Source organism: Luteimonas flava, assembly GCF_036584485.1.
Classification (GTDB): domain Bacteria; phylum Pseudomonadota; class Gammaproteobacteria; order Xanthomonadales; family Xanthomonadaceae; genus Luteimonas; species Luteimonas flava.
Map to the genome: position 1 here is coordinate 45,613 of NZ_JAZHBM010000003.1, position 22,801 is coordinate 68,413.

At 64.1% G+C, this 22,801-nt stretch carries 25 protein-coding genes; 22 read left to right on the plus strand and 3 right to left on the minus strand.

Going from position 1 to position 22,801, the window contains the following annotated elements; translation table 11 throughout:
* Positions 1 to 3: 3 nt before the first annotated feature.
* From V3391_RS12665 to V3391_RS12715, 12 genes are all read left to right on the plus strand, one after another.
* Positions 4 to 612, plus strand: coding sequence for a lysophospholipid acyltransferase family protein (locus V3391_RS12665; protein ID WP_332078787.1), 609 nt, complete (start codon positions 4 to 6; stop codon positions 610 to 612).
* A 282-nt stretch (positions 613 to 894) separates the two neighbouring features.
* Positions 895 to 2,967 carry a peptidyl-dipeptidase Dcp gene (dcp, locus tag V3391_RS12670; RefSeq protein WP_425497294.1) on the plus strand — a complete coding sequence of 691 codons (2,073 nt, stop codon included), beginning with the start codon at positions 895 to 897 and terminating at the stop codon, positions 2,965 to 2,967.
* Positions 2,968 to 3,285: 318 nt separating this feature from the next.
* Positions 3,286 to 3,606, plus strand: a complete 321-nt coding sequence (locus V3391_RS12675; protein WP_332078789.1) for a hypothetical protein — start codon at positions 3,286 to 3,288, stop codon at positions 3,604 to 3,606.
* Positions 3,607 to 3,676: 70 nt separating this feature from the next.
* The gene (locus V3391_RS17865; protein ID WP_484498683.1) at positions 3,677 to 3,994 is read left to right on the plus strand and encodes a MafI2 family immunity protein; all 318 of its coding nucleotides are present in this window, start codon (positions 3,677 to 3,679) and stop codon (positions 3,992 to 3,994) included.
* 83 nt (positions 3,995 to 4,077) lie between these two features.
* Positions 4,078 to 4,608: a hypothetical protein gene (locus V3391_RS12680; RefSeq protein ID WP_332078790.1), complete on the plus strand. Its 531-nt coding sequence runs from the start codon at positions 4,078 to 4,080 to the stop codon at positions 4,606 to 4,608.
* A gap of 70 nt (positions 4,609 to 4,678) precedes the next feature.
* Positions 4,679 to 5,584, plus strand: a complete 906-nt coding sequence (locus tag V3391_RS12685) for a hypothetical protein (RefSeq protein WP_332078791.1) — start codon at positions 4,679 to 4,681, stop codon at positions 5,582 to 5,584.
* Positions 5,585 to 5,673: 89 nt separating this feature from the next.
* Positions 5,674 to 6,546 (plus strand): hypothetical protein, encoded by an 873-nt coding sequence (locus V3391_RS12690; RefSeq protein ID WP_332078792.1) that lies wholly within the window; start codon positions 5,674 to 5,676, stop codon positions 6,544 to 6,546.
* Between the two features lie 791 nt (positions 6,547 to 7,337).
* Complete coding sequence (locus V3391_RS12695; protein ID WP_332078793.1) at positions 7,338 to 7,625, plus strand: hypothetical protein; 288 nt, start codon at positions 7,338 to 7,340, stop codon at positions 7,623 to 7,625.
* A gap of 101 nt (positions 7,626 to 7,726) precedes the next feature.
* Complete coding sequence (locus V3391_RS12700) at positions 7,727 to 8,068, plus strand: YciI family protein (RefSeq protein ID WP_332078794.1); 342 nt, start codon at positions 7,727 to 7,729, stop codon at positions 8,066 to 8,068.
* A 275-nt stretch (positions 8,069 to 8,343) separates the two neighbouring features.
* Positions 8,344 to 8,559 carry a hypothetical protein gene (locus V3391_RS12705; RefSeq protein ID WP_332078795.1) on the plus strand — a complete coding sequence of 72 codons (216 nt, stop codon included), beginning with the start codon at positions 8,344 to 8,346 and terminating at the stop codon, positions 8,557 to 8,559.
* Between the two features lie 9 nt (positions 8,560 to 8,568).
* Positions 8,569 to 9,315, plus strand: a complete 747-nt coding sequence (locus V3391_RS12710) for a DUF3833 family protein (protein ID WP_332078796.1) — start codon at positions 8,569 to 8,571, stop codon at positions 9,313 to 9,315.
* 68 nt (positions 9,316 to 9,383) lie between these two features.
* On the plus strand, positions 9,384 to 9,923 hold the full coding sequence (locus V3391_RS12715; RefSeq protein ID WP_332078797.1) for a DUF1697 domain-containing protein: 540 nt from the start codon (positions 9,384 to 9,386) through the stop codon (positions 9,921 to 9,923).
* Positions 9,924 to 9,975: 52 nt separating this feature from the next.
* Here the strand turns inward: V3391_RS12715 and V3391_RS12720 are convergent, their stop codons facing one another.
* Positions 9,976 to 10,653, minus strand: a complete 678-nt coding sequence (locus V3391_RS12720) for a hypothetical protein (RefSeq protein WP_332078798.1) — start codon at positions 10,651 to 10,653, stop codon at positions 9,976 to 9,978.
* A 124-nt stretch (positions 10,654 to 10,777) separates the two neighbouring features.
* Positions 10,778 to 11,614 carry a CPBP family intramembrane glutamic endopeptidase gene (locus V3391_RS12725; protein WP_332078799.1) on the minus strand — a complete coding sequence of 279 codons (837 nt, stop codon included), beginning with the start codon at positions 11,612 to 11,614 and terminating at the stop codon, positions 10,778 to 10,780.
* A gap of 168 nt (positions 11,615 to 11,782) precedes the next feature.
* Here V3391_RS12725 and V3391_RS12730 point away from each other — a divergent pair, with 168 nt between their 5' ends.
* From V3391_RS12730 to V3391_RS12765, 8 genes are all read left to right on the plus strand, one after another.
* Complete coding sequence (locus V3391_RS12730) at positions 11,783 to 12,001, plus strand: polyprenyl synthetase (protein ID WP_332078800.1); 219 nt, start codon at positions 11,783 to 11,785, stop codon at positions 11,999 to 12,001.
* Between the two features lie 29 nt (positions 12,002 to 12,030).
* The gene (locus V3391_RS12735) at positions 12,031 to 12,411 is read left to right on the plus strand and encodes a GFA family protein (protein WP_332078801.1); all 381 of its coding nucleotides are present in this window, start codon (positions 12,031 to 12,033) and stop codon (positions 12,409 to 12,411) included.
* A gap of 49 nt (positions 12,412 to 12,460) precedes the next feature.
* Positions 12,461 to 13,042, plus strand: coding sequence for a hypothetical protein (locus V3391_RS12740; RefSeq protein WP_332078802.1), 582 nt, complete (start codon positions 12,461 to 12,463; stop codon positions 13,040 to 13,042).
* A gap of 92 nt (positions 13,043 to 13,134) precedes the next feature.
* The gene (locus tag V3391_RS12745) at positions 13,135 to 13,539 is read left to right on the plus strand and encodes a hypothetical protein (RefSeq protein WP_332078803.1); all 405 of its coding nucleotides are present in this window, start codon (positions 13,135 to 13,137) and stop codon (positions 13,537 to 13,539) included.
* 113 nt (positions 13,540 to 13,652) lie between these two features.
* A complete protein-coding gene (locus V3391_RS12750; protein ID WP_332078804.1) occupies positions 13,653 to 14,102 on the plus strand; it encodes a hypothetical protein in 450 nt (149 codons plus the stop codon).
* Positions 14,103 to 14,195: 93 nt separating this feature from the next.
* Positions 14,196 to 15,278: a catalase family peroxidase gene (locus V3391_RS12755; protein ID WP_332078805.1), complete on the plus strand. Its 1,083-nt coding sequence runs from the start codon at positions 14,196 to 14,198 to the stop codon at positions 15,276 to 15,278.
* Complete coding sequence (locus V3391_RS12760) at positions 15,275 to 15,862, plus strand: cytochrome b (protein WP_332078806.1); 588 nt, start codon at positions 15,275 to 15,277, stop codon at positions 15,860 to 15,862. The genes V3391_RS12755 and V3391_RS12760 overlap by 4 nt, the downstream gene beginning before the upstream one ends.
* Before the next feature lie 54 nt (positions 15,863 to 15,916).
* Positions 15,917 to 16,336, plus strand: coding sequence for a DUF1801 domain-containing protein (locus V3391_RS12765; RefSeq protein WP_332078807.1), 420 nt, complete (start codon positions 15,917 to 15,919; stop codon positions 16,334 to 16,336).
* Between the two features lie 73 nt (positions 16,337 to 16,409).
* Here the strand turns inward: V3391_RS12765 and V3391_RS12770 are convergent, their stop codons facing one another.
* On the minus strand, positions 16,410 to 19,199 hold the full coding sequence (locus tag V3391_RS12770; RefSeq protein ID WP_332078808.1) for a TonB-dependent receptor: 2,790 nt from the start codon (positions 19,197 to 19,199) through the stop codon (positions 16,410 to 16,412).
* 558 nt (positions 19,200 to 19,757) lie between these two features.
* Here V3391_RS12770 and htpG point away from each other — a divergent pair.
* Positions 19,758 to 21,656 (plus strand): molecular chaperone HtpG, encoded by a 1,899-nt coding sequence (gene htpG, locus V3391_RS12775; protein ID WP_332078809.1) that lies wholly within the window; start codon positions 19,758 to 19,760, stop codon positions 21,654 to 21,656.
* Positions 21,657 to 21,779: 123 nt separating this feature from the next.
* Positions 21,780 to 22,790, plus strand: coding sequence for a Gfo/Idh/MocA family protein (locus V3391_RS12780; protein WP_332078810.1), 1,011 nt, complete (start codon positions 21,780 to 21,782; stop codon positions 22,788 to 22,790).
* The last annotated feature ends 11 nt before the right edge of the window (positions 22,791 to 22,801 follow it).

The window sequence follows — 22,801 nt, forward strand, 5'->3', positions numbered from 1 at the left end:
CGCATGAGCACTTCGAAGTATCCGTTCCTGGTTCCCGTTCCACCGCGCGCCCCGCGTGTCAGGCCCAGCCGCCTCGCGCGCTGGATCGGCCGCAGCATCCTGCGGATCGGGGGCTGGCGCGTCGTCGGTGAACTGCCCGATGTCCCGCGCCTGGTGCTGATCGGCGCGCCGCACTCGTCCAACTGGGACGGCGTCTGGGGTTTCGCCGCCAAGGCCGCGCTGGGGCTCGACATCCGCGTGCTCGGCAAGGATTCGCTGTTCCGCATTCCGGTGCTCGGCTGGGCACTGCGCGCGCTCGGCGTGATTCCGGTCGACCGCAGCCGCGCCTCGCGCGTCATCGAGCAGGCCGCCGCCGCGATCAACGGCCACGACGCGTTCTGGTACGGCCTCGCGCCCGAGGGCACGCGCAAGCGGGTCGAGCGCTGGAAGACCGGCTTCTGGAAGATCGCCAAGGCCGCCAACGTGCCGATCCAGACGCTGTATTTCCATTACCCGGACAAGATCATCGGCTTCGGCCCGATGTTCCAGCCCGGCGACGATCTCGACGCCGACATGGCGATGATCCGCAACTGGTATGCGCCCTGGATGGGCAAGAACCGCGGCACCGTCTGACCGGGCACCGGCACGGGCCCTGCGCCGTGCGACGCAACGGCGCCCGTCGCGGCCAGGCCGCGCCCTCCCGCACCACAAGCTGAATCGGCCAACCAACGGCACATACCCAACGGCCCGCGACAGGCGCACGCTGCGCGGCTGGCGGGCCGCGCCCAGCGCGACCGACGCTATCCCCGCGTTGTCTTTCCGGAGTTCCCTCCCATGTTGCGTACGCTGCTCCTGTCTTCCGCGATCGCGCTGGCGCTGTCCGCCTGCGGCGACCGCACCCCTGCCGAGCCCACGATGCCCACCACCGATACCGCCGCCACCGCCGCGCCTACCGAGAACGCCCTGTTCACCGCCAGCGCGCTGCCGTTCCAGGCCCCGCCCTTCGACAAGCTGAAAGACGCCGACTACCAGCCGGCCATCGAAGAAGGCATGAAGCAGCACCTGGCCGAGATCCGCACCATCGCCGACAACCCCGAAGCGCCCACCTTCGAGAACACCATCGAAGCCATGGAGCGCAGCGGCGAACTGCTGACCCGTTCGGCCAACGTCTTCTTCATGCTCACCGGCGCGAACACCAACGAGACCCTGCAGGCCGCCGAAGAAGCGCTGGCGCCCAAGCTCGCCGAGCACAGCGACGCCATCCATCTCGACCCGGGGCTGTTCGCGCGCGTCAAGACCATCTACGACCAGCGCGACACGCTCGGCCTCACCCCCGAGCAGAAGACCGTCGTCGAACACACCCATGACGGCTTCGTCCGCGCCGGTGCCCTGCTCAACGATGCCGACAAGGCCGAGCTGCGCAAGCTCAACGCCGAGTCGTCCACGCTGTCCACCGCGTTCGGCAACAAGCTGCTGGCCGCGAGCAATGCCGGCGGCGTGTTCGTCACCGATGTCGCCGAACTCGACGGCCTCGACGAAGGCGCGATCGCCGCCGCCGCCGATGCCGCCAAGGCGGCCGGCAAGGACGGCCAGTGGCTGCTCACGCTGCAGAACACCACGCAGCAACCGGTACTCGCCTCGCTGAAGAACCGCGCCCTGCGCGAACGCGTGCTCGCCGCATCCACCGGCCGCGCCGAGAAGGGCGATGCCAACGACACCCGCGCCACCATCCAGCGCCTCGCCGAACTGCGCGCGCGCCAGGCGCAGCTGCTCGGCTTCCCGAACTACGCCGCCTACAGCATCGCCGACCAGATGGCGAAGACCCCGGAAGCCGCGATGAAGCTGCTCACCGACACCGTGCCCGCCGCCACCGCGCGTGCGCGCGCCGAGCTCGCCAAGATCCAGGGCGTGGTCGATGCACAGAACGGCGGCTTCACCGCCGGCGCCGCCGACTGGGACTTCTACGCCGAGCAGGTCCGCAAGGCCGAGTTCGATCTCGACGAATCGCAGATCAAGCCCTACTTCGAGCTCGACCGCGTGCTCAACGACGGCGTGTTCTTCGCCGCCAACCAGCTCTACGGCATCACCGCCAAGGAGCGGAAGGACATCCCCGTCTACCACCCCGACGTGCGCGTGTTCGACATCTTCGACGCCGACGGCAAGCAGCTCGCCCTGTTCTATCTCGACCCCTTTAAGCGCGACAGCAAGCAGGGCGGCGCGTGGATGGGCAACTTCGTCGAACAGAATGGCCTGACCGGCACGATTCCCGTCGTCTACAACGTCGAGAACTTCACCAAGCCCGCCGCCGGCCAGCCCGCGCTGCTGAGCTTCGACGACGTGACCACCCTGTTCCACGAGTTCGGCCACGCGCTGCACGGCTTCTTCTCGAACACGAAGTACCCGTCCGTCGCCGGCACCAACACCCCGCGCGACTTCGTCGAGTTCCCCTCGCAGTTCAACGAGCACTGGGCACTCGACCCCAAGGTCTTCGCCAACTACGCCAAGCACTACCAGACCGGCGAAGCCATGCCGCAGGAGCTGGTCGACAAGATCGTCACCGCCCGCACCTTCAACCAGGGCTACGCGACCACCGAATACCTCTCGGCCGCCCTGCTCGACCTCGCCTGGCACACCCTGCCCGCGGGTGAAGCCAAGCAGGACGTCGATGCATTCGAGAAGCAGGCACTGACGAAGTACAAGGTCGACCTCGCCGCCGTGCCGCCGCGCTACCGCACGAGTTACTTCAGCCACATCTGGGGCGGCGGTTACGCGGCCGGCTACTACGCCTATTTCGGCGCCGAAGTCCTCGACCACGACGCCTTCCAGTGGTTCCGCGAAAACGGCGGCCTGACCCGCGAGAACGGCCAGATCTTCCGCGACAAGATTCTGTCGATCGGCCATTCGCGTGATCTGGCGGTGGCGTATCGCGAGTTCCGCGGCAAGGAGCCAAGTGTGGAGCCGTTGTTGGAGCATCGTGGATTGAAGTGAGGCACGTCCGTCGCGCGTTCGCGTCGTGAAGTGATCCTGAGAAACAGGGCGGCCATTCGGTCGCCCTGTTTCGTTCTGAGCCAACGAAAAGTGAGTTACGCGACGGATTCGTCGTGTAACGACAGAAGGCAGGAATGTCGCCTAACAGTTTCCCATCCGCGCAAATTCCGGAAGGTCCAAGGCTTTGATGTTCGGCGGCTAGTCGCCCGATGGCGCGGCTCGTAGTGGCGGGTCATACTCGGCGCAACGCCCCACATTTGGGGCCGAATAGCTAGTTAGGCTGCTTTTGTTGTTTCATTTCACAAGGAGAGTAGAAGCATGAGCAACAGCACGTACAACCTTATCCGCAGCGCCATCGCAAACAAGCAGATCGTAGTCGCCACCTACCAAGATCACGTCCGGGAAATGTGCCCTCACGTGATCGGCAGGAAGAACGGGCGAGAGCAAGCCCTGTTTTATCAGTTCGGCGGCACAAGCAGTAGCGGACCAATCATCCCTGACGCAGCCAAAAACTGGCGTTGCATTCCCATAGCGGGCCTGTCCGACGTCACAGTAAAAGATGGGCCGTGGGTCACTGCGGCAAATCACTCGCGCCCGCAGACATGCGTGGACGAGATCGACTTAGAGGTTGTCCTCTAGGGCAGCAGCCTAACAATTCATTCAAGCCGACGCCGCTTCGCGGCGCGGCTTAATTCAGGCGTTAGGCCGCATGGACAGCATCGCATCACGTCAGAATCTGGCGCTCTCCTTAGTTCGCGCGCTTTGGGGCGAGGTCCATCCGGAGCTGCGTCAAGCCTCCATCGAAGCCGATGAAAGCGCGTTCGTTGTTCGCCTCCGCTTTGAGTATGACGGTGCAGCCGAAGGTCCAGCCCAAGAAAGCTGCTCTTGCGCGGCGGCAGAGGTTATTGCGGACTTCCCTGCGCCTTGGGATCTAGATGAGCAACATGTGGCCGCTCCTTTGCCGGGACCCCTTCATTCGCTGACGCACCTTGTTTACCGACGTTGGGAGCCCGATAGTGCGGCCTAACAATTCATTCAGGCCGACGCCGCTTCGCGGCGCGGCTTAATTCAGGCGTTAGACACCCACAGACATAGGTGCTCAGCGAAAAAATGAACTTCTATCCATATCCCGCTGTAGCAATCTCCAAGCAAAAAAATGGGCTCATTGCCGCGGACAAATCTTCGCTCCAATCGTTCTGGCAGAAAGTGGACTCTTTGTATGGCGAGGATGCTTCCTCCGGCGTCGGCTGTTATGTGTTCTCGATTAGAGCTGGCAAAGGAATCTTGCCTTGGTATGTTGGGCTTGCTGAAAAACAATCATTACGAAAAGAGTGTTTCACTCCGCATAAGATCAATCACTACAACAACGCCATTGCTGCAAGAAAAGGCACGCCACTACTCACGGTGATTCCAAAATACACGCCCAAGTGGTCTCTTTCTTCTCCGAACCCTAGTGGGCACAGAGATATTCAGCAGTTAGAAGTAATGTTAATTGGCAATTGCCTAACCCGGAACAAGAGTCTATTGAACCTGAGAGACACCAAGCTTTTGCGAGAGATGGTTGTGCCAGGACTATTAAATTCCCCAAAAGGAAAGCCAGCTAATGAAGTTCAAGAATTCAAAGAGCTTCTCGGCCTCTAAGGGTGTCTAAAAATTCATTCAAGCCGACACCGCTTCGCGGCACGGCTTAATTCAGGCGTTAGACCTGTTCATGCAGAACAATAGCCGCTACCTGAAAGACGCGAAAAGTCACATTAGCCTGGCTGCTCCAGCTATTGCCAAAGGAACCACGAACGATCAGCGCTTCCACGCTGTTGTGCTGGTTGCGGTCGGGATTGAGAAGCTGCTCAAGCACATCATTGCTGAGGTGAATCCTGCACTTATTCTGAAGTCGCAAGACTTCGATAGCGTCGTCCTTCATTGTCATCGCGAAGCAATCACCGCGACGGATAGGGTTGCTGACATGGAGAAGAAGGCCTCTCCAGACGTCATCACACTTAAAGCATCGATCCAACGCGCCTCACTCTTCAGCAAAGGCGTCAAAGACAATGCACAGTTCATCCACACTCTGGCTGATTTCCGAGACATTGCCCTGCATCGTTCTAGCGATGAGCTAGATGCGGTTAGGGTTGACCGTCTCCTTTGCCGCGATCTACACAACGTGATTCGCGACATATCGTCCGACCTGTCTTTATCCACACAAGATTTCCTAGGACAGCATTCCACTCGTCTCGAAGCTCTCAGCGAGGAGCTAATTGCGCATGACAACTTCCTGGCCGACATGGAAGCGCTCTTGGAGCGCCACCGAAAGATCTGGGAGGAACGATCCAAGAACGCAATAATAGTGTCCCACGCAGAGAAGGTGACCAATGCCTATCTAACCAAGCGGAGCGAGACCACAGATTGTCCGTGCCCAGCCTGCGGAAATTTGGCGGTTGCCACGCTTGAACCCGACTATGACTACGACCATGACCCGGAGGACGGCACTACCTTCGGGTACATATCAGGCGTTTACGTTACTGATATCCAGTGTTTGTACTGCTCACTCAAACTCGACGAGTACGATCAACTTAAGTACGTTGACGCTGATGCCTTGTTAGAGGCGGGTTACGAGTGAGCATATTTAACAATTAATTCAAGCCGAACCCGCTTCGCGGGTTGGCTTAATTCAAGCGTTATGCGCCACTGAATTCAAGGGTATCTGAAATGACAAGCGATGGCATCTACGACACCCAGCACACCGTTACCTTTACGGAAACGTCGCTTTTCGATCGCTTAAAAGAATTCCTCCCTTTCCTTCCTAGGGAAATTCCACTATTCGCTGCAGTCACAATCTCATTCTGGGGCGTCGCCGAGGTGCTTTCCGAGCTGGGCGGAGAAGCAATAAGTCTTCGAATCCTTGCAGCTCCAGCGCTCGCAACTGCGTTGGCAGTAGCATCTTACAAAGCCATTCAAAGATATAAAGCCAGCGTTCCAGAAGCCCTACTCGATGAAAGTATGGCTTCCCAAGCAATACATCGGAAGGGTAGGTGCGGATGGCAGTTCGCTTTAGCTCTGCAAATGCTAAAGGAACGAATCAATTCTTCTGACAGAATGCTACAACGCATAGAAAATGGAGCTAGCTTTGTCGCCCCGAAGACTATTGACAATAAAGAGTACTTGGACTGGATTAAGCGGCGTCCGGAAGTTCTGCTTCGCTTGTCACGCTCCGTGGCGATTCAGAGCACCTCGGAATTGCCATCAGTTCTTGCTAGACCTCGCAGCGAAAATTTCCTTGCAGACTTAAAAGACTCTGTCACACAGCTGTCCAAGCTCTACCAAGCAACGGTCACCTTCGAACTTGAGGCACGCAGCATTGACCCACCGGAAGAATTAACAAACGCACATGAAATGACGTGGGGCTGGTCGACCCCAATCCGGGATGGGGTCCGAGAGTTCCTAGATGTGCTTGAGCAGATCTCACAAATTGATCCTAGATCCGCGAGGAAAGATGGATCGCCGCCACCAAGCTTTGGCATCAAGTTTAAACCGCCGCCGAATATTAATGAGTTCACACAAGAGCTTAGGAAGCACTTCTAATGGCGGCTTTCTATCGGCACTGCGAATAACAATTCACTTAAGCCGATGCCGCTTCGCGGCATGGCTTAATTCAAACGTTAGGCCTCATGGACAGCGCAAAGCGAACTGAGTGCTGGGCTTCGATACGTCGCGAGTGCTCTGAAAAAAAAGTCGCGAGAGCATGTGATATCTCGTGCTTTGTTGTCAGAGACGTCCATATTGGTCGAAGGTTTCGATTGGTGCAAAGAGCCGAAGAGAGTTGGGGTCGAGTCACTCACGCGGAAGATTCTCTGTACCAAACACAATAACGAACTGTCGTCAGCAGACGAATCAATCGCCAAACTGAATATTGCGGCCACTAGGCAGAAAGCGGTCGGTCCCGTACAGGGCAGGTCGCTAGAGCGTTGGTTTCTCAAGACCCTCGTTGGCCTCTCGATTGGCACGGACGACCACATCGGTGAGGGGATGAACGAGTCAGAGGCTGGATGGCCTTCCCCCTACGTCGTGGATATGGTGTTTGGCCAACTTCGATTGACCCACCGCATGGGCTTGTACACCCTCCAGTGCCCGGAGCCATATAAATTCCGAGAAGGGGAGATACTGTTCAGTCCGCTGACTAGGCAGAAACGAATCGGCGGGGCACTGTTCGGAATTGCAGGGATGTACTTCTTCTTCTCTCTCAACCCGGGCGGAGCACCGACCACGTTAGACGAAATCGGGAGTAACGGGGTCAGGTTTACTTATTGCCGCGGAAGCGACGCGCTATGCGTCAACTGTGAAGCGCTTGTCGCCACGTCATCTACAAGAGTCCTATGAAAGCAAGCGCCCTACATCGATGTTTGTCAGTGCTGGCCGCGGTGACAGTCGCAGGTGCGATTGCGTTCCTCGTCCCGTACATTGCGGGCGCATCGACGTTCGAAGGGAGCGCCGGTTACCTGTCGGCACTGCTCTTTCTCCCGACATTGCTGTTAGTTGCCCTGGCGATGCGGGCCTGGGGGAAGCGACTTGTTCCGAACACGTCGGCCTATCGCGCAACCTTGGTCACTTATGCTGTGCTGTCGATTCCGGCCGTCTTTGTCATCGGCACTCTCCTGTTCTGACGGAGCGCCTGAAACAGGCGTACGAATACTTGCGACCGAGTAGACGATCGCGTCAGGTTCTCGTCCCGCGGCGACGCCGATCTTCCGAAAGGTTGGTTCTGATGGTCAAATACCTGATCTCCTTTCCTGCCGCCGCGATGTTGGTGAGCGATGTCGAGCTGGAACGCGCCAGCCGCGATTCGCATGCGGTCATCGAAGCGGCGAAAGCGGCCGGCGTCTATGTGTTCGGCGGGGGCATCGATGCGGGCGTGCCGGTGGTGCGCGTATCGGGCGATAGCACCGTCGTTGAAGGCGGCTATCCATCCGGCCCGAAACTTGACGGTGGCTTTGCGGTGCTCGAACTGTCGTCACGCGACGCAGCGGTGGCGTGGGCTGCGCGGCTCGCAACCGCCTGCCGGTGCGATCAGGAACTGCGGGTCTTCCATTTCGATCCCGCATCGTGAGTCGCACGGTGTAACGGAACTCGGTGCACTCGGCCTTGCCCGAGGCATCGATTGGTGTGCTGCGAGGAATGACGGTGCCACGTTCACCGATTTCCAACGTCGCGACAGAGGAAGAACGCAGGCGCCAGACTTCGTAACGCGCATCGCACCTGCTCGTGAATGCAAAGGACGCATTCGCTTAGACTTCCGGCTCTGAAGCGAATGGTCCGTACATCTTGAGAATCACGCCTACACCGATCACCGCTGCGCTTGCAGGCATCGTCGCAGGCACCGCGATGTCGGTTTTCTGGTTGCGACTGGCGGACGACACCATGCTGATGGTCGTCGCCTTCCTGCTGGCCGTTGCCTTGCCGGCACACGCGTTCGTCGTGGGCTTCGGGCCGAATCAGGCGGTGGGTCGAGGCGCTGTCGACAAGGCCTTCCTCACGCGTGGCGTGGTCTGGCTGCTCTCGGCTGCCCTTGCGATCGGGGTGTCGCAGGCGCTCCGGTAACGGGCTCGGGTGTGTTCGAGTTCGTCGCTGATTCACGACGCCGGCGCATCGGGCTCGCTGGAGACGCCGAGCAACACCTTAGAGAATTTGTCGCACTCGGGTTCGGGTGTGGGTCTTTTGCGCGGCATGAGCCTTGGGCTCGCAACGCCGAACGCAATCAGCGCCCGCTTTGCCGCCACAATGCGTCTCCGTTCCGAGCAGGCTTCAGGTGTGACGAGAACACTGAAATGGCTGTGCCTTGCACTGCTCACTGCGGTGACCGTGCCGTGCCCGCCGGCCATTGCGCAGGCGCCCGTGGAGTTCACGCCTAGCGCTGGATTCGCGGGTGAGAGCGAGGGTCGCGGCACACTGAAATTCGTCTTTCGCAAGCCGCGCGCGTTTCAGGTCATCAGCCACGGCATCGAACAGAGCGACGGGACGTTCCGTCTGGATCAGACCATCACCTTCGCCGGCGAGCCGCCGCAGTCACGCTTCTGGGTCATGACACGCACCGCGGCACATCGCTACGCGGCAACGCTCGGCGACGCCGCAGGACCGGTCGAGGCGACGGTCTCGGGACTGCACCTGTCGCTGCGCTACCGGGTCAAGGGCCCGGTGTTCATGCATCAGGACCTGGTGCTGTCTGCGGACGGGCGCACAATCGACAACGTGGGCGTGGTCAGACTGCTCGGCATTCCGATCGGCCGTCTGCAGGAGACGATTACGCGCAAGGTGCCCGCGTCTAGTTCAGACGACCCGGTCGATCGGGGCCGGTGACGGCGTCAGTCGCTGCACCTTTCGCTTCATTGCACACTCGCTGACTCCGACATTCCCAGGCGATCGCCATGCCCCGTTTCGTTGTGCTGCTCCGTGGCGTCAATGTCGGCAAGGGCAATCGCGTGCCGATGGCGGCGTTCAAGCAGCTGCTCGAATCCTTGGGCTGCACGCAGGTACGGACGCTGCTCAACAGCGGCAATGCGGTGGTTACCGCGTCGGTGCGCGCGACGGCGAAGTTCGCGCAGACCATCGCCGATGCGCTGTCCGCGCAGCTGGGCGTGTCGACGCCGGTCATCGTGAAGTCGGCAGCGGAGCTCGACCGCATCGTCAGTGAGAGCCCGATGGTGCCGGCCGAGTCAGAGCATTCGCGGTGTCTGGTGATCTTCGCGCAGGCACCCGAAGCACTGCGGCTGCTGGACGATCTGCAGCCACTGGCGGTGTTGCCGGAGCAACTCGTCGTCACCGGCGACGCTGGCTATCTGGAATGTCCGGCCGGCTTGCTGGAGAGCAAGGTCGCGCCTGCGTTGTTGGGCAAGTCAGGTCGCGCACTGACGACGCGCAACTGGGCGACGGTGCTCAAGTTGCAGGGGTTGCTCGACGCGGAGTGATGCAGCTTGGATGACTGCGGGCGCGAATGAACGCTCGGACGTGCGGCGCGCCTCAAAGATGATTGAGGATCAGGTTGCCCGTCAGGAACGCGAGGAAGCTGACGGTGACGTACGACATCACGAACGAGATCACCCAGTCCTGACGAAGCTGCAGGCGCAGCGTTTCGGATGCAGGCAGTTCGCGTGACTGCATGCGCTTGCGGTCGATCTCCAGCAGCGGCATCGCGATCCCGAGTCCGATCGCCATCGGTGCGTACATCACCACCAGCGTGGCGAGGCTGGAGAAGGAGCTACGCCCGGCGCTGAAGCGGGCGAGGAACGCGTTCAACGCTTCCTGATGCCCGAAGGGCGCGTAGGCGGCGAGCAGCGATGCCATCGCGAGCGCGTAGAGCGCAACGTAAAGCGCGATCTGCCACTGCGTCTTGCGGACACGCGGTACCGGCGGGCTGGGCTCGGCGCCGATGATCGGCATGTGGTCACCAACCTGCAGTTCGCCCGACGCTAGCTTGCGGCTGATGTGCCAGTGATGCCGGTACACGGCGCGATGCACGATCGGCAGCCCGACGACGCTCAGCAGCCCGGTCAACATCGTGTTGAGAATGGCCTCGGCCGACAGCTTCGCCGTGGTGTAGACGTTGATCGCGTACACCGCGCCGATCCAGGCGAGCAGCAGCACGAAGACCAGGCCCATGCCGAGTGCGTAGATGCCGAGCAGCCGGGTGATCTTCATGGAGGACGCGCTTGGATGCGAAGCAGGCAGCATGTCCGGACGGGCGTCGGGACTCAATCTATTGTGAAACCTGCGTGCACGCACACTGCTACGAGACGCTCGTGCTTCAAGGCGTCCGCCCGCATCAGTACATGGCACTGCTTCTCGCGCGAATCCAGAACCAGTGTCGTCCGCGGATGCGCCGGCCACCCCGGCGTCTTGCGTACGCAAGCGTGACACCGACCGAAAGCGCGATGACCAGCAGCCGCAGGCCAACTGTCCACAGCGGCCCGAGTGCGTTGTCCGCCACCGGAAACACCACCCACCAGGCGTTCATCAGCACGTGGAACGCGACCGGCACCCACAGGTCGAAATCCCATTCGACGTACAGCCACGCGAACCACACCCCGCCCAGCGCGGTGATGGCGAAGATGCCGGCCGCCTCGACCGCGCTGCCGCCCTGCGACAGATGCGCGGCGCCGAACAGCAGCGCGCCGGTCAACGCCGCCGGCACGAAACCCCAGCCGGCGATGCGGAACAGCAGGCCGAACAACAGGCCGCGATACAGCAGTTCTTCGCCGAAGCCGGGGAGCACGGCGTGGCGCATCAGTGTATGCGGCGTGTCGGCATCGAGTGTCAGCGGTGCCTCGAGTGCGAGGCCCAGCGCCATTGGCGCGGTCAACAGCAGACCGAGCAGCAAGGCACGCAGGGGACGGCCATCGAGGCCGAGCGCATGGGCGGCATGGCCGGGCCGTGTCAGCAGCGCCGCGACGCCCAATGCGACGATCCAGTGCGGCAGATAGCCCAGCAGTACCAGCGCCCAGGTGCGTGCCGCGCCGCTCCAGTCGCCGGCGACGGCGCGGAACAGATCGAGATGGAAGTGATCCAGCCACAGGAAGACCGCGATGATCGGCAGCGCGGTCCAGCGTCTGATTCGGAATCCGTGGGCAGCTGGGTCAGCAGTGCCGGTGATGATGGGCATTGGCGCGAGAGGGCCGGTCGGTGATCGTTCGCCATCCTTGCGTGCAACGCATGCACGCACAAAGGCCGCAAGTCATGGCGCCGCACTGATGTCGAAAGCAGAGCTGCATGCGTGTCGACGCCTGACGCCTGGCGCACAATGCACGCCTCGAATCGATCCGGACGCGTCATGGAACTTGAAGCCCTTCTCATCGCAGCCCTGCGCGAAGCCGGCTACGACCCGGACGCCATCGGCTCGGCGATGCCGCGGATCATCCGCATCATGCAGGCGGAGGACGTGCGGATCGAGATGGGCCGCAGCCTCTCGCGCAAGGAGCGCGAGTACGTGCGCCTGCAGCTCGAACTGGGCCTCAACGTGTCGGAAGTCGTCGCGGGTCTGAAGAAGTGACGGACGCCTCCACGATCGGACAGTCCGCAATGCAGACGGTCATTGGCACCTGTCACTGCAAGGCTGTCGAATTCGAGGTCGATCTGATCGACGGCTTCGAGAACATCCGTCGCTGCAACTGCTCGCTCTGCAGCCGCAAGGGGGCCGTGATGGCCGGCGTGACGCTCGACCGCCTGCGCGTGACCCGCGGCGCCGATGTGCTCAGCCTGTACCAGTGGAACACGAAGATCGCCAGGCACTGGTTCTGCAGCGTCTGCGGCATCTACACGCACCACCAGCGTCGCAGCGCACCGAACGAGTACGGGTTCAATCTGGCGTGCATCGAGGGCGTGGACATGGCGTCGATCGGCGAGATCGGGCGCAGCAATGGGGCGGCGCAGAGTCTGGTGCCTCCGGAGGAGCTCCCTTAAAGGAGCGTCCGTCGATGTAGAGTCGAGCCGGTGTTCGGAGAGAGCAAAGATGTTGATCTACACATCAATCGCTGCGAATCGTCCACGTTGGCGCGAGCTGTGGAGTGTCAGCGGACGCTTCGCGACGCTGATTCTGAGCATGCTGATTCTTGCGCCTTTCAACGTGTCGGCATCAGACGCGTTGGACGAGCTTCATCCGTCCGCCGCAGACGTTACCTCAGCAGAGACAACCGACATCACGACCGCGAAATGGCGCTTCCCGCCTATGGTCGCGCTCACCGGCGGAAACTGGGATGTCGCTGATCCACCCTCGATGGATGTGCTCGGCTTGGGAAACGGGCCAGCTGGAGATCCGTATCCGCGATGCGACGTCCAATGGCTTGAATCCAGTGATTTGTCCCAGGCGCAGCAATGCGAACTCAAGGCGCTGGCGAAGCGATGCTCTCTGTCGGATAGATGCCGGATTCGCTGCGAGCGTCACGGCGGCTTGCCAGAGACACGCGGGGGTTGCGCCCATGTGTGCGTCGCGGGTCGCCGCGTTACCGAGGCGCGAGGAAGGTTCGGAGAAGAGCTCGACGACAGTGATGCTCCGACCACGGAATCGGCGGCGTGTCTGGATCGCGCGGACTAGATGCGCGACGCAAGCCGGTGCAGCGCATGATTCGCCTGCTAGCATCCCCACGCCGTCGCCATTCCGGCGACGCAGCACGCAAGGGGATTGCAATGCGCAATTGGAGAATCGGCGCCGCGCTGGCGCTGGCCGTGGCGGCCTCGGGGTCGGTCGCCGCGCAGGATGGGCAGACGCGGGAGGTCCAGTCGAAGGACGGCACGTTCACCGGCGAGATCGTCGGCACGCCCGCCGAAGGCAGCAAGTTCGCGCAGCTCGAGATCGGCATGAGCATGCAGGACGTGCAGGAGCTGCTGGATCGCGCGCCGGATCGCTTCCACACCTACGAATCCGGCAAACGCTGGATTCCGTTCTACTTCGGCAACGATGCGACACGCCTGCAGGCGCTGTTCCGCGACGAGGGCTGCCTGATCTTCACCGGCGGCAATGTGTGGGGCGGCGGTGGCAGCGAGCTGATCCAGATCGAAGCCGATCCGTCGGGTGCGTGCTACCAGCCCTGATACATCGGACCGCACGGGTGACGCTCGCCCGTGCGGTACTACTCGGCTCGACAGACGCGTCATGCGTGCGATGCGAGCATCGCGGTGGAACATTCCACGCTCAAGGACGACAGATGATTTCGAAAGGCATGACGGCATTGCTGGCCGCACTCCTCGTGACCGGCTGCGTGAGCAGCGGACCATCGAGCGACCAGGCGCGATGGTTGCAACCGGCGCAGGCGATCCAGCTGGCCGCCGACGCCGCGCCACGTGGTGCGGCAGGCACCTTCTCGATGCAGGTCAATGCGATCGGCCATCAGGACGGCGCGACCTACCTCAACTCCGAGACCGATTACCGCGACCAGCGCAATCTGACGGTGGCGCTCACGCCTGCGGCGGCACGTGACCTGGAACTGCGTCTGGGCGAGCCGTTGGCGGTCGCACTGCAGCACAAGCGCATCCTGGTGCAGGGCGAGGCGCGGCGCGTGCGGATCGACTTCACCACTGCCGGCCAGCCGACGGGCAAGTACTACTACCAGACCCATGTGCGCGTGACCGACGCGTCGCGGATCCAGCTGCAGTAAATCGCGCACGCCGGCCGGGCGCGACCTGACGCCTTCACCCGCCCGGCCCCGCGCCGGGCGTACGCTCGCGGCGATCCGCCACGAGCCGCGCCCATGTCGCAAGTCCCCGCACCCCGCCGCCGCACCGGTGCCTATGTCGCGATCGCGGCGATCGTGGCGGCAGTCGCCGGCGCCTTCGCCTGGACCGCAGGCTGGCTCACGCCCGACCGGCTCACGTCCGCGCGCATGACCGATGCGATCGAGGCGACGTCGACGACGCCGTATCCCGGCTTCCGGCGTGCGCACGCCAAGGGCATCTGCGTCGTCGGTCATTTCGAAGGCACGCCCGACGGCTCGGCGCTCAGCCGCGCCAGCGTGTTCTCGCGGACCGATACGCCGGTGCTCGGCCGCCTGTCGATCGGCGGGGGCTCGCCCTACGGTCTGGATGCACAGGCGCGCGTGCGCAGCATGGCGCTGGTGCTCAAAGGCGCCGACGGCAGCGAATGGCGCATGGCGATGAACAGTTTTCCGTTCTTCGGTGCGGCGTCGATCGAGACCTTCCTCGAACAGACGCGCGCGTCGGCGCCAGATCCGGCGACCGGCAAGCCCGATCCCGACCGCATGGCCGCCTTCGCCGCGCAGCATCCCGAAGCGCAGCGCTTCGCTTCCTGGGCGAAGACCGCGCCGTGGTCGGACAGCTTCGCCAACACGCAGTACAACGGCATCCACGCCTATCGCTTCAACGGCGCGGGCGGCGAACGGCTGGTGCGCTGGTCGATGCGTCCGCAGGCGCCGTTCGTCGAGATGACGGCAGCGCAGCGCGAGGCGGCGGAAGGCAATTATCTGCAGGACGAGCTGCGCGAGCGGCTCGCGCAGGGTCCGTTGCGTTGGGACATGGTCGCCACGATTGCCGGCGATGGCGACGATGCCAGCGATCCGAGCACGCCCTGGCCGGAGGACCGCGAGCAGGTCGTCGTCGGCACGGTCGTGCTGACCGACGCGCAGGACCAGGCGACCGGTGCGTGCCGTGATCTGAACTTCGATCCGACCATCGTGCCGAGCGGCGTCGCGCTGTCGGACGATCCGATCCTCGCCGCGCGCGCGGCCGTGTATGCGCAGTCCTTCGATCGACGCGAGCGCGAGGTCGCGCGCGGCGCCGATGTCGATGGCACCCCGCCGCCGGAGGCCGCCCGATGAACGCCCCGACCGATCGCCACGATGCATTCGCCCGCGTGCTGCACTGGAGCATGGCGGCGCTGATCCTGGCGATGCTGTTCGTCGGCGTGGCGATGGTGTCGTCGATGACGTTGCGTCCGTCGCTGCTGATGCTGCACCGGCCGATCGGCATCGCGCTGCTGGTGCTGGTGATCGTGCGCGCGATCCATCGGTTGATGCGGCGCACGCCGGACCTGCCGCGCGATCTGCCGGCCTGGCAACGCGCCGCCGCGCACGCGTCGCACGTCGCGCTGTACGCGCTGATGTTCGCGATGCCGCTGATCGGCTGGGCGATGGTGTCGGCGGCCGGCAATCCGGTCGTGCTGTGGGGCGATCTGCATCTGCCGCCGATCGCGCCGCACGATCCGGCGATCTACAGCGTGTTGCGCGCCGCGCACACGTGGCTGGCGCGCGCGCTGTTCGCGGTGATCCTGCTGCACGTCGCGGCCGCGCTGTACCACGCGTGGGTGCGCCGCGATGGCGTGTATCGCACGATGGCGCCGGTGCCGCTGGGGCCTCGCCCGCACGACGCAGGCGCGCCGCGCACGGAACACGACGCGCCTTGAGCCGCCTGCGACACCCGTCCCGTTAGGCTGGCCCCTTTCGACAGGAGTCCAGCCATGGCGAAGACCGCCCGTCCCCGACACAGCACGCCGGCCGATACCTCGGTCGCCGTCGATGCCTTCATGGCCGCGCTCGATCACCCGCACGCCGGCGCCGTGCAACGGTTGCGCGCGCTGGTGCTCGGCGTCGACCCGACGATCGCGGAAGGCGTGAAATGGAACGCGCCGAGCTGGCGCACGACCGAATACTTCGCGACCACGCAACTGCGCGCAGCGTCCGGCATCGGGCTGGTGCTGCACCGGGGCGCGAAAGCGCGTGCACTGCCGGACGGCGGACTCGCGATCGACGATCCCGACGGATTGCTGACCTGGCCATCGCCGGATCGCGCACTGCTGGCGTTCGCGGACCGCGATGCGGTCGACAGCGGCGCCGACGCCGTGCAGGCGCTGCTGCGCCAGTGGATCGCGCACGTTTGAGGCAAGCAGTGCGACCGGAAAGACGCGAACGCCCCGACATGCGGGGCGTCCGGTCCTGCAGGCTGCAGCGATCTCAGTCGAACTTGAACTTCGCACCGACCGTGAAATAGCGGCCGATCGCGCCGCTGAAATCCATCGGGTTGTAGTTGATCGCGCCATAGGTCAGCGGATCGAGCGGCGCGATGCGGTCGGTCACGTTGTTGACCGAGCCGAACAGCTCCCAGTGTTCGGTCGGCATCCAGCGCGCCGACAGATCGACGGTGTAGAACGAGGCCAGCTCGCAACCGCGGGGCGCGTCGTCGCCATTGGCGAAGCCGTTGGCGCACTCGGTGTCGCCGGCCTCGGTGACGTTGCGGATGCTGTCGCGCCAGTTCACGACGCTGCTGATCGAGAACGCATCCATCTCCCAGGTCGCGCCGAAGTTCGCCTTGTTCTTCGGCGTGCCGATGCAGTTGGTCACGTCGCAGTTGCCATGCGTGCCGGCGAATTCGTAGACGGTGCCGTCGACATCCTCGCGTTCGAACGCACTGATGTGGGTGAACTGCAGGTCGAGCCGCAGATTGCCCGCGCCCAGATCGAAGCGCTGTTCCATGTCGACGTCGAAGCCTTCGACGGTCGTGGACGACGCGTTCTCGTAACCCACCAGCACCGCGAGGATCGAGCCGCTGCCGGGCGTGCCCGGAATCTCGTTGGTGCCGCGCATGACGTTGTCGCCGCCGGCCGCGATCGCTGCGTCCGCACTGCCGCCGAAGATCTCGTCGGTACGCTTGATGCGGAACGCATCGACCGCGAGCGAGCCGCCGGTCCACGGCGACAGCACGATGCCGAGTGTGGTGCTCTTCGACTCTTCCGGCTTGAGATCGGGATTGGGCGAGGTGATCAGCGCGATCGGACCGGCGTCGCAATCCTGCGGCTCGTTGCCCGGTGCAGCGCAGCGCACCGGATCGACCGCCGTGCTGAAGGCCGCCAAGCCGCCGGTGCCGGCTTCAGCCGGGTTCGGGGCGCGGAAGCCTTCTGCGTACGTGCCGCGCACCGCGATCCAGTCCGTCGGCGACCATTTCACGCCGACCTTGGGCGTCGTCGCGGTCTCGCCGCCATCGTACTTGTCGACGCGCAGCGCACCGGTCAGCTCCAGGCTGTCGAGCACCGGTGCCTGCAGTTCGGCGTAGGCGCTGGTGACCTTCTCCACGCCGCCGTAGGCCGAATAGCCGAGACCGATGATGTCGCCCTGGTCGGTGAAGGTCTGCGGCGTGAGCAGCACGGACTGGCGCCGGTACTCGGCGCCGAGCGCGAGCCCGAGCGCGCCGCCGCGCAGATCCATCAACGGGCGCGTGACCTTGGCATCGAAGATGTCGAGCCGCGTGCGGCCGGTCGCGCTGATGCGCGGCGAGATGTAGTCGTAGAGCGCTTGCGAGTTCTGGCCGCCGTTGTCGCCGATGCGCCAGTAGCCGACGGGGCTGTTGGGATCCTCCAGCGCGGTCTTGACGTGGCTGTACTGCAGGAAGCCGGTGCGCTCGTTGGTGAGGTCGGTGCCCGAGTGCAGATAGCCGACGTCGTAATCCCATGCGCCGGCCGTGCCCTTGAAGCCCAGCAGCAGGCGCACGAAGCGGCTGTCGTTGTAGGTCACGCGCGGGCCGACATCGAAGGCGGTGTAACGCAGCCGGTTTGCGGTGCCCGGGTACGGATTGTCCGGATGGTCCGGTCCGAGCACGGTGGCGCCGGGGCCGGGATCACTGGCATTGACCGGACCGCCGGGGAACCCCCACGCACCGGAGACGCCCGAGGGTGTGTTCTGGAACGTCGTCTTCTTGCTCGCAGCGCTCAGTTCCATGTACAGCTCGCCGGTATCGCCGACCGCGAACGCCGCGCGCGAGAAGAAGTTCACGTATTCCTCTTCGGGCGAGAGATCGCGGAACTGCGCGACATCCCACAGGCAGCCGCCCGCCGGATCCTGCGGCGTCACGTTCGACAGCGCCGCGCAGCCGGGCAGCGACTCGAACAGGCCGGTGTTCGGATTCTCGATCGCGCCGCTCGGGCCACCGCCGGCGCCGGTGCCGCCACCGGTGATGCGGCCGGGCAGATTGGTGCCGATGCCGTAGCCCCACGGCCGCGTATCGCCGGTGCCGATCCATTTGCGGTCTCGCCGGTCGCGCACGCGGATCGCATCGGTCTTGGCCGCCTCGATGCTGAAGAACGCGTTGTAGCCGTCCTCGCTCATGCTGCCGGTGCCCGCGGTCAGCGAGGCCTTGGGCTGATCGCCACCGCCATCGCCGGACCAGCCGTAGGACACGCTGGCGATCGCGCCCTCGAAATCGTCGCGCAGGATCACGTTGACCACGCCGGCGATCGCGTCGGACCCGTAGATCGACGACGCGCCGTCCTTGAGGATCTCGATGCGCGCGACCGCATCCAGGGGAATGGTGCTGAGGTCGGTGAAGACCTTCTGTCCGTCATCGGCCAGCCCGAACGGCGCCATGCGCCGCCCGTTGAGCAGCACCAGCGTGGAGCCCGCGCCGAGGCCGCGCAGCGAAATCGCCGAGCCACCGCCGGCGAAACCATTGCCGAAGCTCTTGGGCACCGAGCCGGCGCCGTCGACCGACAGGCTCTGCAGATATTCGCCGACCGTGGTCTTGCCGGTGCGGTCGATCTGGTCGCGCGAGATCACCTGCACAGGCGATGCGGTTTCGGTATCGGTACGCGGGATATTCGAACCGGTGACCGTGATCCGGTCGAGCGTGGTCGCCTGCCCGGTGCTGCTCTGCGCGGACGCCGCGAGCGGCAACACGAGCGCACAGAGCGCAACGGGAACGGCGAGGCTGAGCCGGGTACGACGCACCCGGAAGCGGTTGTGGATCGCGTTCATCTGGAATCCTCGAGCGTGGATTTGCATGGACGACGACTGCTGGGATCGATCCACGTCCGATGTCGAGCGATTCGGCGCCAGTTAATATTTGGTTAACGTGCCGGGCACGTGACGAAACGCTATTAATTCGGTTTATTTACATGAATATTCAACGCGTATTTACTTGGATTATCTATTCATTATCCGGAATAGGGCGGGGCGCGTGTTGGTGACCCCGTGCGTGCGCACCGCGACGACACGTCAAGAACAGCGTTCGCGCCTGCAGACGTGGTCCGCTGGCACAAGAGGTTTCCAGCGCGAGCAGGCGCCGGTCTCTGAAGTTCCGGATCGGCCGATCCTCTGAATATCCGGAGCAGTCCGGCCTGGGCGTCGGTTCTCACGCGAACGCACCTCACCACGCGCGCGCGCGATCCGACCGGTCCCGCGCCTTGGCGGTGAGCCCGCCCCCTGCGCCGCGTGCGCCGGCAGCGATCGGCCCGCGGCCGGCCGCGCCTTGATTCCCCCGCAACCACACCAATATCGACCGCTCGCACCACATCTACACGGACGCCGCACGCAATGACCGCAACCGCCGAAACCCGCAAGTTCGAAGCCGAAGTCGCCCAGGTCCTGCACCTGGTCACGCACTCGCTGTACTCGCACAAGGAGATCTTCCTGCGCGAGCTCATCTCCAACGCATCGGATGCCTGCGACAAGCTGCGCTTCGAATCGATCGCCAATCCCGACCTGCTGGCCGGCGACAGCGAGCTGCACATCGACGTCAGCTGGGACAAGGCGGCGCGTACGGTGACGATCCGCGACACGGGCATCGGCATGACCCGCGACGACGTGGTCGCCAACATCGGCACCATCGCCAGCTCGGGCACGCGCCGTTTCCTCGAAGCGATGAGCGGCGAGCAGAAGGCCGACGCGCGCCTGATCGGCCAGTTCGGCGTCGGTTTCTACTCGGCCTTCGTCGTCGCCGACCGCGTGACCGTGCTGACGCGACACGCGGGCGCGTCGCCCGAGTCCGGCGTGAAGTGGGAAAGCGACGGCCGCGGCGAATACTCGCTCGAAGACGTCACCCTGCCCGAGCGCGGCACCACGGTCGTGCTGCATCTCAAGGCCGACGAGGACGAGTTCCTCGACGGCTGGAAGCTGCGCTCACTGGTGACGAAGTACTCCGACCATGTCTCGTTCCCGATCCGCATGCCCAAGGACGCACGGGCACCTGCCGAAGGCGAGGACGCGCCGGCCGACGCCGCGCCGGAGTGGGAAACCGCGAACGACGCGTCCGCGCTGTGGACCAAGTCCAAGTCCGACATCAGCGACGCGGACTACCAGAACTTCTACAAGGCGCTCGGCCACGACTTCAACGACGCGGCCGCGTGGACCCACAACCGCGTCGAAGGCAGCCAGAGCTTCACCACGCTGCTGTACCTGCCGTCGCAGCCGCCGTTCGACCTGATGATGGGCGGTCGCGACGAGCGAAAGGGCCTGAAGCTCTACATCAAGCGCGTGTTCGTCATGGATGCCGCCGAGGAACTGCTGCCCAATTATCTGCGCTTCGTGCGCGGCGTCGTCGATGCCGACGACCTGCCGCTCAACGTCAGCCGTGAACTGCTGCAGCACAACCGCCAGCTCGACCGCATCAAGGGCGCCTGCGTGAAGCGCGTGCTCGACCTGATCGAGAAGCTCGCGCGCGACGAGCCCGAGAAGTTCACCGCGTTCTACAAGGCCTTCGGCAACACGCTGAAGGAAGGCATCGTCGAGGACGCGACCAATCGCGAGCGCATCGCCCAGCTGCTGCGCTTCGCGTCCACCAAGGGCGATGGCGCTGCGCAGACCGTGTCGCTGGACGATTACGTCGGCCGCATGCCGGTCGGCCAGGACACCATCTGGTACATCACCGCCGACGGTCACAAGGCCGCGGCCGGCAGCCCGCAACTCGAAGCCTTCCGCGCGAAGGACATCGAAGTGCTGCTGATGTTCGACCGCATCGACGAATGGATGCTCGGCAGCCTGCACGAGTACGCCGGCAAGCCGATGAAGAACGTCGCCAAGGGCGAGCTGCCGCTCGACGAAGCCGACAAGGCGAAGCAGGCGGAAGCCGCGACGGCCGCCGCACCGCTGGTCGAGCGCATCAAGCGTCTGCTCGGCGATCGCGTCGGCGACGTGCGCGTGTCCGCACGCCTGACCGACTCGCCGTCCTGTCTCGCGCTCGCCGACTACGAAATGGCCCCGCACCTGGCCCGCCTGCTGCGCGAAGCCGGCCAGGACGTGCCCGAGAGCAAGCCCACGCTCGAGATCAACCCGCAGCACGCGCTGCTGCAGCGGATCGAAAGCGAAGCGGATGATGCGAAGGCGACCGATCTGGCGACGCTGTTGCTGGAGCAGGCCGAGATCGCCGCCGGCGCGCCGCTGCCGGATCCGGCAGCGTTCGTGCAGCGGATGAACCGGGTGCTGCTGGGCGGCTGATCGCCGGTGATCCGGTGCGCCCGCTTCCTGAAGCGGAGCGGGCGCATCTTCCGGTGGACCCGATGCCCGTGAGGCGGCCGGACGCACCTATCCTGTCGTCCTGGTCAAGCAGGACACGCGTGCATGGCGGCAATGGGAGACATCCGCTGGGGCATGATCGGCGTCGGCTCGGTTGCCGAGCACAAGAGCGGCCCGGCCTTCGCGCGGGCGCACGGCGGCAGGCTTGCGGGTGTGGCATCGCGCCGTGCGCACGCAGCGCACGCCTACGCCGAGCGGCACGGCGTGGCATTGGTATTCCCCGATGCGACGGCACTGATCGAGTCTCCGGACATCGATGCGGTCTACATCGCCACGCCGCCTGCTTCGCATGTTGCGCTGACGCTCAGCGTGGCGCGCGCGGGAAAGCCCTGTTGCGTCGAGAAACCGATGAGCGTCCGTCACGCGGACGCGCTGCGGATGCAGGCTGCGTTCGTCGAGGTCGATCAACCGCTCTTCGTCGCGTACTACCGCCGCACGCTGCCCCGGTTCGAGCAGGTGGACCAGTGGATCCGCGACGGCGCGATCGGTGAGATCGAGTCCGTCGCATGGCAGCTGCATCGCACGCCGTCGCCGGCGCGGATCGATGATGTGTGGCGTCTCGATCCGCTGCAGGCGCCGGGCGGACTGTTCGAGGATCTGGCCTGCCATGGCCTCGATCTGTTCGACATGCTGCTCGGCCCGATCACGTGCATCGATCGGGCGACGTTGACCGCGTCCAACGGTCGCGTTCCCGACCACGTTGCAGCGAGATGGCGTCATGGCGAACGCATCGTGGGAGAGGGCGACTGGAACTTCGCAGCCGGAAAGCGACTCGACCGGGTCACGATTACCGGCACCGGGGGCGCAATCCGGCTCTCGATGTTCGATGACGCACCGCTGATGCTGTCTGGCAGCGCGGTCGAAGAATGCCGCCTCATCGAACATCCGGTGCCGATCCAGTTGCATCACGTGCAGGCGATGAACCAGCACCTGCGCGGCGGTGCGCCACACCCGTCGACGGTCGACTCCGCAATCCGCACCGCCTGGGCCACCGAGCAGATCCTGCGAGGTCCAGGTACCGAGGCCGTCGGCTTCGCATTCGCCGACGGCCCCTGACGCCGCACGCT

Coding starts and splice junctions, on each gene's coding strand:
- V3391_RS12665 (WP_332078787.1), top strand. CDS start 4: ATGAGCACTTCGAAGTATCCGTTCCTGGTTCCCGTTCCACCGCGCGCC.
- dcp (WP_425497294.1), top strand. CDS start 895: ATGCCCACCACCGATACCGCCGCCACCGCCGCGCCTACCGAGAACGCC.
- V3391_RS12675 (WP_332078789.1), top strand. CDS start 3,286: ATGAGCAACAGCACGTACAACCTTATCCGCAGCGCCATCGCAAACAAG.
- V3391_RS17865 (WP_484498683.1), top strand. CDS start 3,677: ATGGACAGCATCGCATCACGTCAGAATCTGGCGCTCTCCTTAGTTCGC.
- V3391_RS12680 (WP_332078790.1), top strand. CDS start 4,078: ATGAACTTCTATCCATATCCCGCTGTAGCAATCTCCAAGCAAAAAAAT.
- V3391_RS12685 (WP_332078791.1), top strand. CDS start 4,679: ATGCAGAACAATAGCCGCTACCTGAAAGACGCGAAAAGTCACATTAGC.
- V3391_RS12690 (WP_332078792.1), top strand. CDS start 5,674: ATGACAAGCGATGGCATCTACGACACCCAGCACACCGTTACCTTTACG.
- V3391_RS12695 (WP_332078793.1), top strand. CDS start 7,338: ATGAAAGCAAGCGCCCTACATCGATGTTTGTCAGTGCTGGCCGCGGTG.
- V3391_RS12700 (WP_332078794.1), top strand. CDS start 7,727: ATGGTCAAATACCTGATCTCCTTTCCTGCCGCCGCGATGTTGGTGAGC.
- V3391_RS12705 (WP_332078795.1), top strand. CDS start 8,344: ATGTCGGTTTTCTGGTTGCGACTGGCGGACGACACCATGCTGATGGTC.
- V3391_RS12715 (WP_332078797.1), top strand. CDS start 9,384: ATGCCCCGTTTCGTTGTGCTGCTCCGTGGCGTCAATGTCGGCAAGGGC.
- V3391_RS12720 (WP_332078798.1), bottom strand. CDS start 10,653: ATGAAGATCACCCGGCTGCTCGGCATCTACGCACTCGGCATGGGCCTG.
- V3391_RS12725 (WP_332078799.1), bottom strand. CDS start 11,614: ATGCCCATCATCACCGGCACTGCTGACCCAGCTGCCCACGGATTCCGA.
- V3391_RS12730 (WP_332078800.1), top strand. CDS start 11,783: ATGGAACTTGAAGCCCTTCTCATCGCAGCCCTGCGCGAAGCCGGCTAC.
- V3391_RS12735 (WP_332078801.1), top strand. CDS start 12,031: ATGCAGACGGTCATTGGCACCTGTCACTGCAAGGCTGTCGAATTCGAG.
- V3391_RS12740 (WP_332078802.1), top strand. CDS start 12,461: ATGTTGATCTACACATCAATCGCTGCGAATCGTCCACGTTGGCGCGAG.
- V3391_RS12745 (WP_332078803.1), top strand. CDS start 13,135: ATGCGCAATTGGAGAATCGGCGCCGCGCTGGCGCTGGCCGTGGCGGCC.
- V3391_RS12750 (WP_332078804.1), top strand. CDS start 13,653: ATGATTTCGAAAGGCATGACGGCATTGCTGGCCGCACTCCTCGTGACC.
- V3391_RS12755 (WP_332078805.1), top strand. CDS start 14,196: ATGTCGCAAGTCCCCGCACCCCGCCGCCGCACCGGTGCCTATGTCGCG.
- V3391_RS12760 (WP_332078806.1), top strand. CDS start 15,275: ATGAACGCCCCGACCGATCGCCACGATGCATTCGCCCGCGTGCTGCAC.
- V3391_RS12765 (WP_332078807.1), top strand. CDS start 15,917: ATGGCGAAGACCGCCCGTCCCCGACACAGCACGCCGGCCGATACCTCG.
- V3391_RS12770 (WP_332078808.1), bottom strand. CDS start 19,199: ATGAACGCGATCCACAACCGCTTCCGGGTGCGTCGTACCCGGCTCAGC.
- htpG (WP_332078809.1), top strand. CDS start 19,758: ATGACCGCAACCGCCGAAACCCGCAAGTTCGAAGCCGAAGTCGCCCAG.
- V3391_RS12780 (WP_332078810.1), top strand. CDS start 21,780: ATGGCGGCAATGGGAGACATCCGCTGGGGCATGATCGGCGTCGGCTCG.